This window comes from Bacillus sanguinis (genome assembly GCF_018332475.1).
GTDB lineage: Bacteria > Bacillota > Bacilli > Bacillales > Bacillaceae_G > Bacillus_A > Bacillus_A sanguinis.
The window spans coordinates 1-15,267 of sequence record NZ_BOQB01000069.1 but is presented as its reverse complement, the minus strand read 5'-3'; the positions used below and the strand labels follow the sequence as shown (position 1 = coordinate 15,267).

The 15,267-nt window shown below is 34.1% G+C and carries 15 protein-coding genes; 5 read left to right on the top strand and 10 right to left on the bottom strand.

Features of this window, described 5'->3' with window-relative positions:
• Positions 1-118: 118 nt before the first annotated feature.
• On the bottom strand, positions 119-1,822 hold the full coding sequence (locus KI369_RS09515; protein ID WP_212955798.1) for an ABC transporter substrate-binding protein: 1,704 nt from the start codon (positions 1,820-1,822) through the stop codon (positions 119-121).
• Between the two features lie 236 nt (positions 1,823-2,058).
• Here KI369_RS09515 and KI369_RS09510 point away from each other — a divergent pair, with 236 nt between their 5' ends.
• Entirely contained in the window at positions 2,059-2,256 is a 198-nt protein-coding gene (locus tag KI369_RS09510) for a hypothetical protein (RefSeq protein WP_000369249.1), read from the top strand.
• 244 nt (positions 2,257-2,500) lie between these two features.
• On the opposite strand, the gene abc-f is transcribed toward KI369_RS09510, so the two are convergent.
• Together abc-f and KI369_RS09500 are read right to left on the bottom strand one after the other, a co-directional pair.
• Positions 2,501-4,381 (bottom strand): ribosomal protection-like ABC-F family protein, encoded by a 1,881-nt coding sequence (gene abc-f / locus KI369_RS09505; protein ID WP_212955797.1) that lies wholly within the window; start codon positions 4,379-4,381, stop codon positions 2,501-2,503.
• A 124-nt stretch (positions 4,382-4,505) separates the two neighbouring features.
• Entirely contained in the window at positions 4,506-4,640 is a 135-nt protein-coding gene (locus KI369_RS09500; protein ID WP_000830642.1) for an RAxF-45 family protein, read from the bottom strand.
• 425 nt (positions 4,641-5,065) lie between these two features.
• Between KI369_RS09500 and KI369_RS09495 the strand changes: the two genes are divergently transcribed.
• Positions 5,066-5,188, top strand: a complete 123-nt coding sequence (locus KI369_RS09495) for a spore coat protein B (protein ID WP_212955796.1) — start codon at positions 5,066-5,068, stop codon at positions 5,186-5,188.
• A gap of 140 nt (positions 5,189-5,328) precedes the next feature.
• On the top strand, positions 5,329-6,123 hold the full coding sequence (locus KI369_RS09490; RefSeq protein WP_238484908.1) for a DUF4931 domain-containing protein: 795 nt from the start codon (positions 5,329-5,331) through the stop codon (positions 6,121-6,123).
• Between the two features lie 11 nt (positions 6,124-6,134).
• Here the strand turns inward: KI369_RS09490 and KI369_RS09485 are convergent, their stop codons facing one another.
• Positions 6,135-6,668, bottom strand: coding sequence for a transglycosylase SLT domain-containing protein (locus KI369_RS09485; protein WP_212955794.1), 534 nt, complete (start codon positions 6,666-6,668; stop codon positions 6,135-6,137).
• Positions 6,669-6,918: 250 nt separating this feature from the next.
• Here KI369_RS09485 and KI369_RS09480 point away from each other — a divergent pair, with 250 nt between their 5' ends.
• Positions 6,919-8,568: a DUF2334 domain-containing protein gene (locus tag KI369_RS09480; protein ID WP_212955793.1), complete on the top strand. Its 1,650-nt coding sequence runs from the start codon at positions 6,919-6,921 to the stop codon at positions 8,566-8,568.
• A gap of 35 nt (positions 8,569-8,603) precedes the next feature.
• On the opposite strand, the gene KI369_RS09475 is transcribed toward KI369_RS09480, so the two are convergent.
• From KI369_RS09475 to KI369_RS09450, 6 genes are all read right to left on the bottom strand, one after another.
• Positions 8,604-10,109: a DL-endopeptidase inhibitor IseA family protein gene (locus KI369_RS09475; protein ID WP_212955792.1), complete on the bottom strand. Its 1,506-nt coding sequence runs from the start codon at positions 10,107-10,109 to the stop codon at positions 8,604-8,606.
• Between the two features lie 122 nt (positions 10,110-10,231).
• Positions 10,232-11,020 (bottom strand): TatD family hydrolase, encoded by a 789-nt coding sequence (locus tag KI369_RS09470; RefSeq protein WP_212955791.1) that lies wholly within the window; start codon positions 11,018-11,020, stop codon positions 10,232-10,234.
• A 744-nt stretch (positions 11,021-11,764) separates the two neighbouring features.
• On the bottom strand, positions 11,765-12,121 hold the full coding sequence (locus KI369_RS09465; protein ID WP_212955790.1) for a YxeA family protein: 357 nt from the start codon (positions 12,119-12,121) through the stop codon (positions 11,765-11,767).
• 139 nt (positions 12,122-12,260) lie between these two features.
• On the bottom strand, positions 12,261-13,097 hold the full coding sequence (locus KI369_RS09460; protein ID WP_212955789.1) for a YitT family protein: 837 nt from the start codon (positions 13,095-13,097) through the stop codon (positions 12,261-12,263).
• A 117-nt stretch (positions 13,098-13,214) separates the two neighbouring features.
• Positions 13,215-13,544 (bottom strand): PH domain-containing protein, encoded by a 330-nt coding sequence (locus tag KI369_RS09455; RefSeq protein WP_212955788.1) that lies wholly within the window; start codon positions 13,542-13,544, stop codon positions 13,215-13,217.
• Between the two features lie 148 nt (positions 13,545-13,692).
• A complete protein-coding gene (locus KI369_RS09450; protein ID WP_212955787.1) occupies positions 13,693-14,670 on the bottom strand; it encodes a LacI family DNA-binding transcriptional regulator in 978 nt (325 codons plus the stop codon).
• Between the two features lie 305 nt (positions 14,671-14,975).
• On the opposite strand from KI369_RS09450, the gene KI369_RS09445 reads away from it, so the two are divergent.
• On the top strand, positions 14,976-15,071 hold the full coding sequence (locus KI369_RS09445; RefSeq protein WP_001060010.1) for a DUF3948 family protein: 96 nt from the start codon (positions 14,976-14,978) through the stop codon (positions 15,069-15,071).
• The last annotated feature ends 196 nt before the right edge of the window (positions 15,072-15,267 follow it).

The window sequence follows — 15,267 nt, the reverse complement described above, 5'->3', positions numbered from 1 at the left end:
TTTGAGGGGTAACAATCCTATTCCGACCTTTCCGGTAGACTTTATGGTTATTAGCTTATATCGTCAGTTATATTTTGTCAATTCTTTCTGAATAAATATTTTGATAATTCCACCTAAATTATTTTTCTATCTTTAATTTAGGTAAACTTAATAAAATACCGTTATAGTTATCTTCTTGTAATCCTTGAATTCGTGCATGATGTGCAGACACAACTTTACTATTATTTAAGAAGATTACAGGCGGATCTTCACTCAACTCCTGATACAACTTTTTATAAATCTCTTTTCGTTTTTCAATATCTAACGTTTCTAGCGCCTGCTTCGCTAATTCATCTACTTTCGGATTATGGTATCCATCATAATTTCGTTTACTTGTCGAAACAAACTCCTCAATTGTTCCACTCGGATCGTCAATCATTGGCGTGGATACCATCGCTAAATCATAATCACCTTTTATCACTTTTGAAATCATCGTATTAAAATCCATATATTCTGGGTTAAACTCTACACCAAGCTTTTTATAATCCTCTTTCATTACCGGGATCATTACATCATTTATTTTACTTGCAGAAGAAGCAAAATAACTTACTTTCAATTTTTGTCCGTCTTTTTCACGGATTCCATCTGAACCTGCTTTCCATCCAGCCTCATCCAGTAATTTCTTTGCCTTCTCTAAATTATACTCATATTTATTAATGCCCTCTTCTGTATATGCCCACGAAACTGGCGTAATCGGTACATTAACGAGTGACGCATAACCTTGGAAATACGTATCAATAACCTTTTGCCGCTCTAATCCGTAAATAAACGCTTGGCGAACACGCTTATCTTTAAAGTATGGCTTCTTATAATTCATTTTAATGTAGCCGTAAGAGCTTCCTGTATATACATTAATATTAGCAAAACCTAAATCTTTTAATTGTTCAATCGTCTCCGCATTTGTCGTAAAACCATCGTAATCTACTTCTCCTGCTTGGAATTGCTGCAATTTCGTATCACCTTTTGTAATTTTATAAATAAAGTGCTCAATCTTCGGTTTTCCTTCAAAATAATTTTCATTAGCTACAAATCTAACCTCTTGACCAGGAATGTATTTATCTAACTTATAAGCTCCTGCTCCCACCGGTTTTCCATACAACTCTTTTAAATATTCCAGGTGCCCTTGTTTATACTCTTTCCCGTAATAAGCTTTAGATATAACTTCTCCACCGATGAATGATAGTGTTTGAGCATTTACCTTTTCAGTCGTAATCGTAATTGTTTTTGGATCAATGACTCGAATTCCCTCAATAGAGGTTGCCTTTCCTTCTTTATATGCTTGCCCACCTTTTATGGCTGTTTGACTTATATCAGTCGCACCACTATAAGTTGGATCATGTAATAACGTTAATGTAAATGCTACATCATCTGCAGTTAACGGTGAACCATCACTAAACTTTAAATCATCTTTCAAATAGAATGTGTATGTAAGCTGATCCTCTGAAATATCCCACTTCTTCGCCAAAATAGGAATTGGTTTCCCTTCCTTATCGAGTCCAACAAGAGGAGCAAATATAGCTTGCGTTATATTACCATCCCAGCCATTCTCCATAAAGTGCGGGAGGAATATCCCTCCAGGGCTCGGCATTCCAACTACAAAAGTATCTTTTCTTTCTTTTACTTTTTTAGGGCTTTTTGCTTTGTCGCTTGCCTTAATAAATTCATCTTTTACTTTTGGTACGTTCCCAGCTTCATTTGTGCTCGCTTCCTCTTGACCACATCCGGCTAGTAATACTGATACACTAAGAAATGTAGCAAGTGCTCCTTTAAAAACATTCTTCATTGCACGCTCACCTTTACCTTCCTAATTTTTAACAATGTAGAAACAAGGCCTCCTCCCTGTAACTATCTTTATTTTTCCTATAAAAATAGTATGAATTAATTTCAAGATTATTCCTTTCCTTGAAACATGTCAATCGTTCCCTTTTATTTCGTATTAAAAAATTAAAAATTCACTTCTATTCGTTCCGTATGAAACATAGAATACTAATAACCAATTACCAAAAAGGGGGCGAAAACATGGACAACCTATTCCAATACGTCCTGCACTACGTATTATTAACAATTATGATAGTCGGGGCGCTATTACTATTCCCATTCTTCCCAAAGTTCGTCCTCTTTTTAGCTTTTTTTATTATGCTCGGAATCGCTATTATCATTTCAACAAAGGAAGATACCACACAAAAAGAAAACAGAGTTCAGCGTGTAAAGCTGTAACTCTGTTTTTTTATTTTCAATCATGATTCGCTGTTTCACATACTTACGTCTCGAGAAATAAGTAACCGATCCAAAAAGCTCCTAATATCATTTATGTTTTACAACCTATGCAAATTACGGAACAAAGATTTATCAAATTTACTGTTTCACGTGAAACACGATTTTTATTTTTCCCTTAAAGTAAAATATCAGTATAAAAAAGCGAATCCCTTCAGCAAAGCTGATAAAATTCGCTTTCTACTTTTTACTCCGCGATATTCTCTAACTCATTATACAGTTCCGCTCGTAACAACTCTTTCTTCATTTTTTCTTCATACAATTGTTCAAGCATTTCAACATCAACTACATGTTCCATCTTACACTCAAGCGTATATATATCTTCTTCTACATGCATTAACTCGGGTTCAATCTCCTCGATATTCCTAACTTCTTTCTTTTTTACAGGGACTGTTTCCATACTTTTTCTTCCTTGGCGTTGCTGCTTTATTACTTGTGTCTCGATCTTTTCCTCCCACTTTTGACGCGCCCATGCATAGTTCCCTGCAAACTCAAATAATTTACACTCATCAATCCAGTACGTCTTTGCAAATAACTTATTTAAAAAATAACGATCATGTGAAACAGCTAAAATCGTTCCATTATATTGTTCAAGAGCTTCCTCTAGAACTTCCCTTGATTCAATGTCGAGATGGTTTGTCGGCTCATCTAAAATTAAAAAATTGATATCTTGATACATAAGTTGCGCGAGCCTTAACCTCATTTTTTCTCCACCGCTCAGTTGCGTTACCTTCTTAAACACCGCTGGGCCATAAAATAAAAACTTAGCTAATATATGTCTCGCTTCTCCCTCCGTAACAGCTACACATTCCCTGAAAGCCTCCAATACATTACTCTTCATATTTCCGTACGCATGCTGGGATAAATAACCGATTTTCACACTACTTCCAATTCGAATTTCTCCAGCGTCTGGTTCTATTTCTTCTAATAATAATTTTAGTAGCGTTGTCTTTCCTGTACCATTACGACCAACAATCGCCGCACGCTCTTGAAAACGAACATGTAAATTTGCTTCGTTAAATAAAAGATGTTCAGCAAATCCTTTACTCACTTCTTTCATCACAACAACATCTTTCCCGCTCCTCTCTTGCCCTTCAAACTGAAGTCCCATTTGTTTTCGTTCTAAAATAGGTTTCTTTAGCTTCTCCATCCGTTCCAGTGCACGTTCCATACTTCTTGCTCTCTTATGCAATCCTTCATTCGGAGGATTCGCTTGATTTGCCCATTCACGTAGTCGTTTAATTGCTTCTTTCATTTTCTTTATTTTCTTTTGTTGTTCTTGATAAGCCTGGAACTCCTGAAGTAACCTTTCTTCCTTTTCCTCAACAAACTGAGAATAGTTTGTATGATACACGTGAATCTCTCCATCTTCTAAATCAAAAATCTTCGTTACAACCTCATCAAGGAAATAGCGATCATGTGAAATGACCATAACCGTTCCAGTGTATTCTTTTAAAAATTGCTCTAACCATTCTACGGCAAATAAATCTAAATGATTAGTTGGTTCATCTAATAAAAGTAAATCTGGTTTCTGCAGCAACATGTATGCAAGGCTTACTTTTGTTTGTTCCCCACCACTTAGCTCTAAAAATGACCGAGGGAATAGTTCTGTCACCTGTAAACCATTTGCTACCTTCATAATGTTCGCTTCGATTTCATAACCACCAAGAAACGCAAACTTTTCTTGGATGATTCCGTATCTTTCCATTAATTTTTGTAAAACAGAAGATCCCTGTTCTTCCGCCATATCTTTTTCTAAAGTACGCATTTCTCTTTCTAATTCCTTTTCTATTTTAAAAGCGGAACTCAATACTTCATATACAGTCATACTCTCATCAAATTTCGGAATTTGTGCCACATGACCAATACGTGTACCTTTCTTCATATGAATGGCCCCTGCATCCAAACTTTCCATTCCAGTTAAAAGCTGAAAGATTGTTGTCTTCCCGCTACCGTTACGACCAACTAATCCAACACGTTCACCATTCTTTATTTCAAGCGATATATTTTCAAATATGATGTTTCCACCAAAAGATTTCGTTACATTATTTACACTACAAATTGTCATTTTCCGTACTCCTTTCAATATAAAAAACCATGGGAAAGAAACATTCCCCATGGTTTTCGACATAGAAAAAGGAAGCTAAATAGCTCCCTTTTCACACGTTTATTAAAAATGGGTGAAGAGATTTCTATCGTTCTATAGCTACTATGCAATTGTTAAAAAAGGACAGACGTATCCCGTTAACAACTACATCATGAAAAATCGCACGACAAAAATAGATAAAATCTAAAAATTTGGCACGTGCAGCTAAAGAACGTTTCATCTCATTCACCTCTTTCGTACGGAATTTAATACTTACTTCTTTATTATACTTTCCCATTTCATGTTTGAATAGTCATTTTTCTGAAAATAATGAAGATAGACTAAACATTTCAATAAGTGACATCAAATCTTACAAAACTGTTATGTTCACGTAATGGAAAGCGATAGTACGAAAAGATGCCTCCCTATACAATAAAGATGTAAACAAGAGAGACAACAAAAGGAGGAAACAATCATGATGAAAGAAATCGTAAAAGCAATCTTTGAGGTATTAGTGAACGGACAAGCAGTTGTAAAAGAACTAAACGAACTATAAAAAGGAGTGAGAGAATATGATGAACATGGTAAAAATGATTTTACACGCTCTAGTTGATGCAAAAGCAGTTAGCCAAGAATTAAACCAACAATAAAAAGGGGTAAACGAATATGAAGAAAGCCATTATTGTAATTACGAGTACAGCAATTGCCTTATACACAATAAAAAATAGAAAAAATAAACATAATAAAAACGATCTATATTATCCATACACATTATTAAAGAAAAAATAAAAGACAAGGTACCCTGTTGTAATGAGGATATCTTGTCTTTTATTTTTCCTATTCCCTTTAAAGGATTTCCTTCTCCTTTTCCCGAATGTATTAAGCGGGATTTTTACATTTACACACATTTTAAAGGGGCATATATACAAATGGATACACAACAACTATACTTTTTAAACGATATCGGTAAACAAAAACCAGAAAGCATCCGGAATAGAAGCGCTGCATGTCCTTTTTGTGACAGAGAAAATTTAACGGATATTTTAGCAACTGAGGGCTCAATTATTTGGCTAAAGAACAAATTTCCTACATTAAAAGATACACTTCAAACGGTGCTAATCGAAACAGATAATTGTGAAGATCATATTGCGACATATACAGAAGAACATATGAGATCGCTAATTCGTTTCTCGATTAAACATTGGTTAGACTTACAGAAGAATGAAGAATTCACATCTGTGATTTTATACAAAAATCACGGTCCATTCTCAGGCGGGAGTTTGCATCATGCACACATGCAGATTATCGGAATGAAATATGTAGACTATCTCGGTAACGTAGAACAGGACAACTTCCGAGGAGTAATTGTACAAAAAAACGAATGCATTGAACTCAATATTTCAGATCGTCCTATTATCGGTTTTACTGAATTTAATATCATCATTGAAGATATTGGATGCATAGATGAACTAGCAAATTATATTCAGCAAACTGTACGTTACATACTGACAGATTTCCATAAAGGATGTAGTAGTTATAACTTATTCTTCTATTACTTAAACGGAAAGATCATTTGTAAAGTTGTTCCTAGATTTGTCGTTTCACCGTTATACGTAGGATATAAAATACCGCAAGTTTCCACAAAACTAGAAGACGTGAAAATACAACTAGCTCGGTATTTCATGCGAGAAAAGGATGAGGTTATTCATAAAAAAACAGAGTAGGTATAAAAAACCTACTCTTTTATTACACCTTTATTTCGATAGTACACATCTTCTAACCCGACGTTATACTTCATGTTATTATCCGTCCACTCTGGACCCAAATTACCTGGCCATCCAGATGTATTCGCTATATATTTTAGTAATGCAAAATCAGTCAAACCTTTTTGCACCCCGCGCTTATATCCTTTCATTAAATGCGGCATTGCAATTTGCACATTTGTACGTGGATCTTTTAGCTCATCATCTGTTAAATGATCCGGTGCAAGTCCACCACCGCGATGCAATTGAAACAATCCGAATGAAGTTCCGTTATCTCCAACACTTCTTGGATTTAAACGACTTTCATGTTCGGCAATTGTAAGAGGTATCCATTCTGGAAGATTGACTTTCTTTGCTTCCTCTATAATAATTTGTTTCATCTGTTTTGCTTCTTCTGAGTCAACATAGCTTGTCTCATTTACTAATTTGCCCATTCCTTCAGACTTTCCTTGGAAATATAAGTACACCCCAAGAACAACTAAAAATCCTACAAAGAATTTCTTCACTACCTCTACCTCTTTCTCCGCTGAAATTTGTCCCCTTTCAGCCTTCTTCCCTTACAATTACCCACACTCTATCATTCTCTTACCCTTTTATCATAGCAAATAACTATACATATTATCATCATGCTTTAGACCGATTTTGTGAAAAAACAGCTGGTAAATACGTGCAAAAATGTAACTTTCATAGACTGAAACGCATTTTTTGTATATAATTGTAAACTGAATTCTAAATATAAACTAGGAGAATAATAATATGAAAAAATGGTTGCTACTCTTATTTAGTTTACTACTATTAATTCCTGTCCCTATTTCCGCACAAAAAAACGAAAATCCAAAAGTCCTTATTTTATACAGTTCGAGCGATGATCAAATTACAAGTGACACCCAAATACTTAATACACAAGTAGGACATTTTACTAATAACATAACAATAAAAAATATAAAACAGTTAGCTGAAATAACTGATAAATCTTCATATACACATGTTATTTACATAGGTGAAAAACAAGAAGAACTTTCCACTGAAACAAAAGAATTTCTAGAAAATTTCTCAGGACCACTACTCGTTTTAGGTCAAAATATAGAACAATTATCCAAACGTTTTTCATTTATCACACTTAAAAATGAAGATATAAACTCTGATACAATTGAATATCCAACACGTAAACTAAAGAATACATTAGAGGACGAACGATCCATTAAAAACCTTGATACAAATGGAACAATTCTTGCCAATGCTTTAAAAGGAAATACTACTTATCCATTAATTGTACAACAAAATAATTCTTATTATGTTGCAACGCCAAATCTCTTTGACTGGATGTCTCATTACATCGGTGAAGTATTATTTTCTTACTTCGGACAAAAGCCAACGAACAATAAGGTAGAAGCTTATTTACGTCTTGAAGACGTTCATCCAGCCGCAGATATAAATCAATTAAAAGAAATTGCTGAATTACTAAAAGAGAAAAAGATGCCATACATGATCACTGTTATTCCTGTATATACGGATCCAGAAACAGGTAAAACACTACATTTAAAAGATAAACCCGAACTAGTCGATCTTTTACGCTCTATGCAAGATGATGGTGCAGCAATTATTATGCATGGTTATACTCACCAATTTTATGATAGTGAAACTGGTGAAGGTTTTGAATTTTGGGACGTAAAAACAGACCAACCAATTCGTCAACCGAAGCATGAAAAACCAAAAACAAAAGATGATTTCCCTAACATAGAGGCATATAATACATACGTAAAAAAAGGGGAAGAATTTGAAGAAAAATATACGACTGATCATATTGAAAAAGGCATTCAAGAACTTGTAGATGCCAAATTATATCCTGTCGCATTTGAAGCACCTCATTACACGATGTCTCAAAAAGGATATGAAATATTATCAAGGTACTTTTCAACTTATGTGGGACAACTACAGTTAAGTGATACAACTTGGAAATCCATGCACTCTCCGGCATACAGAAGTACACCATCATTTTTACATGGCATGAAATTAATGCCTGAAACAGTTGGATTTATCGAAGAAGATAAACCACACGCTATTGCTAAAATGAAAGCAAATGCTGTATCTGTTACCAAATTATCCGATGGAGTTATTGGTGCATTCTATCATCCTTACTTAGGTGTAAAACCATTAAAAGAAGTACTAAAGGATCTAGAAAGTATTCCAAATATAGAATGGATTGATTTACAAAAGGAAACAAATGAAGTGAAAATGAAAGATATTCATATCACTACTAATAAAGACGGTATTCACGTTGAAAAACCAACAAGCGCAAGTGACGTAATGGATTATATAAAACAATATGGATTCTTCCTTATACTCGGTTTCCTCGTTATTGTCTTTCTCTTATTATTAAGACGTGCAAAAAAATTAGAATCCTAATACAAAACCACCAAGCAAAATGCTTGGTGGTTTTTTTAACTTAAACCAAAACGTGGCATATTATTAATAACCCATTGATTATGTTCATAAATAAATTCAACTTCTACTGTTTCCGTTACATTATCATAGTCATTATACGTTTCAACCTGCGCTTTTATTTTCCCATCCTTTAACTCAGCAGAAATAATTTTTGTAAATTTAGTTGCTGCTTTTGACCCTGGATCTCCAATAACATAGTGCATTCTTCCATTTAACTCTTTAATATACTTACTCTTCATATACTCTGCTATAAATGGTTTTGAGAAGTACGTAGATAGCGTGGTCTCTAAAGCGCCCTTTGTATTATAAGTAGGATTCAATAATTCCCCATACGAAAAATCTCCTACTCGTTTTGGGTTTCCTGTTAGTGCAGCCATTTGAACATTAGTAAGTTCCTTCTGTGCATTCCATACTTTCTGTAACATAACATCATCTGCTAATTTCGTATCTTTTTCTTCATTTGATTTCTTTGTATCTAGATTTAAAATAGTTCCATTATCCGTATAGAGATACATATCTCCGGCTACAAAATATAAATAAGATTTAGTTGGTTCAACCGCTTTATTATAAATTATTCTTTCATTTCCGCCATTCATTTTCTTCTTATATACGCCGTCCTTTTTTAAATAATAAAAAGTATCCCCTTTCACATTCATCTGCAAGGCATCCTTTACCAATAACTTTTCGTTATTTTGTTGAATGTCTATTTCATATATGCCATGCTCAGCTTGACTTGTTTCAAAAGGTAGCGAAAAGTCGACAACAGCATATAATTTTTGATTATTATACGTAGCACTAGATATTGTTGCATAATTTTCTTTTGACCAAGTTTTATTATCTTTTGTCACTTGTGTTCCACGATTTTTATTCCAATGTAGAATACGATCATCTATCGTTTGAGACCAACCTGAGTTTTTAAATGCCGCTTCTTCTTCCTGCCCCGTTTTCAAATCCATTTTTACTATCCCTACAATATCAAAACCACCATGCTCAGAATATTTTTTCGGATAAAATAAAGTTTGATCTTTTATATAAACATAATTTGTATTCGCCTTTAATGTGGATAGCTTTTTGTTAGATATATCATACTTCATTAAAGAAGATAATCCCGCATTCTTATCTTCATCCGTATGAATAAAATATAAAGCTTTGTTTTTTATATTTATGTAAGAAGCGTTTACACCTTCCACTACACGTTCCGAAGTCTGAAATTGATCTTTCGTTCGATAAATGCCTCCTGTATTTTTATCACCATTTACCGCATAGTAAACCCATCTATTACTCTCTGCCATCTTCCCTTTATTAGAACTATTTCCAGCCGTATTCCCATTCCCCTCATTTTCTTTCATCTGTTTTTCAACTACTGAATCGATCTGTTCTTCCTTCTTTTCCTGTGTTGTGTTTGGATTTATAACTTTTTTTCCCGCCTCACACCCAAACGCTACAAGTGAAAGTGCACCGACCATCATTGTAATAACTATTTTTTTATATGCTCTCCCCATTTTCTTCCCTACTTCCTTCATCAAATTAAACACATCGTAAATTATAGAAAATACTAGAAAAAATATCCATAACAAAAAAAGAATAAGAGTAACTCTCCTATCCTTTCAAATAAAGTGAAACTTTAATCCGTAGGGGTCTTACTGCCCGTTAATGTGGAGTAAAATTGAATCGTATTTTCATATATCGTTTTCGCAACCTTATCAACAGATACGTTTTTTATAACACTAATTTCCTTTAATACCTCTCCAATCATTCTCGGATGCGTCATAACATCCTCGTGAAATTCCCACGGCCCATCTGTTTCTACCATCATATATTCAAGTGGATAATAGGAAACAACTTTTCTGATCTTCTCCTTATGTAAAACATCTGGCGTGATAGAAATATAATAGCCGTTCCTTATCATCCGTTTCATTGTTGCTTCACTTCCTTTAAACCAATGAAAATGCGCACGTGAAACGTTATATTTCTCCAGTAAATCACATACAATATCAGCGTCTTCATACACTGCATGCAATATAATTGGTAAATCATATTTACTAGCTAGTTCAACAAACTGTTGTAACACTGATATATATGAATTAACAACAATGCACTCATCTTCTTTTCTTAAATAATATGGTAAGCCTACTTCACCAATCGCAACTATGTCCTCTACATGATCTTCAATTAATTTATAAATTTGCTCACATTCTTCTTTATGAATCCGTTGCTCCGGATGAAAACCTATTGCTGGATGTACAAAAGGGTATCGCTTTGCTAAAGATAATGTTTCTTTACATGATTGATAATTCATAGATACCGCAATAAGCCCCTTTATCTCTTCACTATTTTCCACATCTTTAAGTAATCTACTTTTTTCTTCATCCTTATATTGGTCAACATGTATATGACTATCAATCCATTTCATCTTTATTCCCCCATAAAAAAAACAAGAAAGGGTCTCCCTTCTTGTTTTTTCATCTATGTTATTTAACAATTAAGTTTGTTATGATATCAAATAATCCAATACATACTACGGCAACAGTAAAGTAGCTACAGAAATCTTTAACTGGAAACTTCACTACTTCTTCTTTAAACATCCCATTCTTCTCCCTTCTTACTATATCCCTAATTATTTTTATCTATTTGTATCTATTATGCAAAAAATATGACAAATTTACTATCGAATTAACTTACGTAAACCTTACAATGTTGTAAGGTTTATAAAAAGGGCCCCATCTACATACAGATGAGGGCTATTAAAAAGTAGTTGGTTTTTCATTCTTCATTACATTACAAACAGAAAGTAATACAGTGAGACTTTCTAATTACACTATATAAAATTCACTAGCTTTTAACCATCGAATTACATTACAGAAGACTTACATGTTTGTAAGCTACGTGTAATGTAATTCGATAGTTTCCCTTATCAATATTTCGTACAATAAATGTAGAAAGTAAGCCAAATAAGAAGAACACTCACATAACCAAATTGCATTGTTAGTAGCCACTCTTCTTATACCTTTCACTCATGCTACTACAATGTACCCCCTTCCCCTTTATATAATAAAAAAAGCCTTGGCCCATATGGACCAAGGCTTTTTTACACACATAAAAATACCCCTACCTAGTATTTTTATTTTCGACAAAAAATAGGTGGGGGTATAATACGCTATCTCATCGCTAAAAGTTTACTCTTCGCATTAATAGGAATATTTACAGCTTCAATTTCTTCGATTGACTCACCGTAGCGTCCTTTTGCATACACCTTTAACGCTTCATCTCTCTTTAACATATGCTTAACAGTCTTCTTTATTTTTTGCTCTCTTCCACGTTCGTCAAATGCAATAAATTCATATTCATACCACTCATCACCAATAGGCTGACCAATTGTATCCACAACCGTATAGTATTCTTTCGTCTTATAAAGCGGATTATATTTATCGATAACCGGTCCAAGTTTCGTAGGCAGTAACATTATTACTATCACTACCATCGCTATTATAGTAGTGATCATTTTTTTCTTCATAATAAACATTCCTCCTCAGCAGGATATATATACATCTATTTTAAAAAGAAGGAATAAAATCTACTATTGAATCTCATTACATTACACTTACATTTTTGTAAGAATTAAAAAAAGGTGAACGAATTTACTCGTTCACCTTTTAGCTCGCTTTAAAGCCACCACCAAGTACATCACGCACATCGTGAATAACTACGAAAGCATCTTCATCTACTCGACTAATAACTTGCTTTAACTTAACAAGCTCTTGTTTATTTATAACAACATATAAAACTTCTTTATTTTTACCAGTATATCCGCCGCGTCCTTCTAATACAGTGACACCGCGTGTCATGTTTTTCGTAATAGCCTCACGTATTAAGTCTGGTTGATTTGAAATGATTGTAACAGCCGTTTTTGTATCCATTCCTTCTACAATGAAATCAATCACTTTTGCTCCGATGAATACTGCAACAAGTGTGTACATTGCTTTTTCTTGTCCTATTATAAATACAGAACCAGCAATTACAACAATATCAATAATAAGTACGCCTTTACCAACGCTCCAACCTAAATATTGATTTGCTAATTGTGCTAAAATTGCCGATCCCCCTGATGTACCTCCGGCTTTGAACATACAACCTAATCCAACACCGACAAATAAGCCAGCGAATAGAGCCGCTAATAACGTATCACTATTTACATGATACTCAATATGTTCCGTAACATATAAAAACAAAGATGTTTCTACAATCCCTAAAATTGTATAAACCATCGTTTTCTTATCAAAAAATTTATAACCAATAGCTAGTAAGATTGCATTTATAGCAAAGTTTACAACCCCTGGCGACCAATCAAATAAATAGTACGTAACAACCGTTACACCAATAATTCCACCCTCTGATAAACGGTTTGGAATTGCAAAGTAATTAATACCAATTGCGAATAATAATGAACCAATTGTAATTAGTGTTATTTCCTTTATACGTTGATTAACCATAGTTCATACCTCCCCCCATTTGACATTGTATCACTATCTTCTAGAGGTTTAGAAGTTGTTTTTATCGCGCATTTTTCCTCTTAAAGATCGAGATATTATGTTTAAACAAAGGGGTGATTAATTATTCATATTCACTCTAACTGCACGGACAAATCGCTCCACATTCCCCTTCTGAATATACTTAGCTCGAATGGTTTCATGATTACAAGTAAATTCGAAATGCGGATGAAAATCTATGCTATCTATATGCAAATATGAATAATCTTTAAATGTTGCAGGATAATAGGAAAATTTCCCGTAAAACAGGAGACGTCTAGTAGTAACAACAAAGATTCCATGTTGATATGATAACGTAAAATTATCCCTCTCAAATATCCCTACTACAAAAGCCAAAACCTTTTCATCATCCTCTATATATTTTTTCATACTCAATAAAAGTTCATTCATGCCTATCCCTCCAAATACTATTCTTGAAAAGAATCCATGGATTATTACAGACCGGTGTAACTCCTTTATAAAGTATGAAACGCGTTTCCTGTCAAAGGTATTTCAAAAAAATAATCCGTTATGCACTTATACACATAACGGATTAAAATCACACTGTAGATCGCTCCACAAGTTCATATGGAACTTCCACCTTTTCTTGTTTAGAGCTCTTGTCACTTATATGCCGGTAAAACATTTCAAAAGCTGTTTTCCCTATCTCCTTCAAATTTTGATCAATGGTTGTAAGTTGCAACACTTGCGAAATAGGTTGGTTATCTAAACCAATAATCGCTAAGTCCTCAGGAACTTGAATACCCAATTTCCCAACTTCCGTCATAACCCCAATCGCAACTTCATCTCCTGCTACTATTAACGCTTCAGGGAGATTCTGCATACCTTTTAACTTATGAGCGACTCTCACACCATCTTCTAATGTAAAACATTCTGTGAAAATCCATTCTTCATTCACTTCTTCATCTATAGATTGCAATTGCTGTTTATACACATCAAAACGCTTTTGACTACTCGGTCCTAGCTTTCTTCCCGTACAATAACCAATTTTTTTATAACCTTTTTCAATCAGGTGATTCATTCCTAACTGGAAAGCTGCCGAATGATTTGTATATACACTTGAGATGTTTGAAATATCATTATCTTCACAAGCAATGATTGTGCCGTAAGAAGCATACGGTTCTATCATTTCCCAATCATTTGCACGTGAACAAATAATAAGACCATCCAATTGTTTCGTTTTTAACATATGTAAACTTTTCATTTCTTCTTTTTTATTATAATTCGTTTGGCAAAGTAGCACCCTGTAGTTATGAGTTAAAGCTCCCTCCATCATTCCCCCTACCATTGCATCGAAGCTCGGGTGATTGATGTAAGGGAGAATCACACCAACAATATTCGTCTTTCCTTTTGATAAATGAACAGCATTTGCGTTTTGCGAGTAATTCAATTTCTCAACTATCTCTATAACCGCTTTCCTTTTTTCTTCACTTACATACGGATGATCATTCAATACTCTCGAAACAGTCGTAACTGAAACTCCCGCCATCCTTGCAATATCTTTAATATTAGCCATACACTCACCTCTACTTTTAACTTAATCAATTCCATGAACATATGTCAAATCTTCTCATCATTACATCTTCATTCGTTTTTCTTACAAAAGTGTAATTCTCCTGTAAGCTAATTCGATAGTTACTTCCTACGATATTTCATACAATTAAGTCAGAAACAGGGCAACAACTATTCGAAAAGGAGCGGATTCATATGATGAACAAAGTGAAATCAAACAATTTTTTAAATACAATGGGCATGATATTTTCTGCTCTAATCGATGCTAAAGCTGTTGCTTCTACATTAAACAAGTAAGGAGAATGTATGATGAACAATATCACTTTTAACAAATTAGATTTTTTAGGACTAGCTAGCGGATCAGTTCTTCTTACTGCTTTTATTTACGCCGCTACGCTTGTATAAATTCCGTGTCCCCTTTCCCCTTTACCCCGCTTTAACGGGCAGTAAGACTCCCACCTCAGAATTCGGCGGATGCGAGGAAGTTAGGCGGGAGATCAACTGCCTGTAAAAGCCCGATTGGTTCAACTAATAATCAGTGGGGACGAACAAAACCCCCACTGATTAAAGTTTCACTTTATTATAAATAGTAATAGAAAAG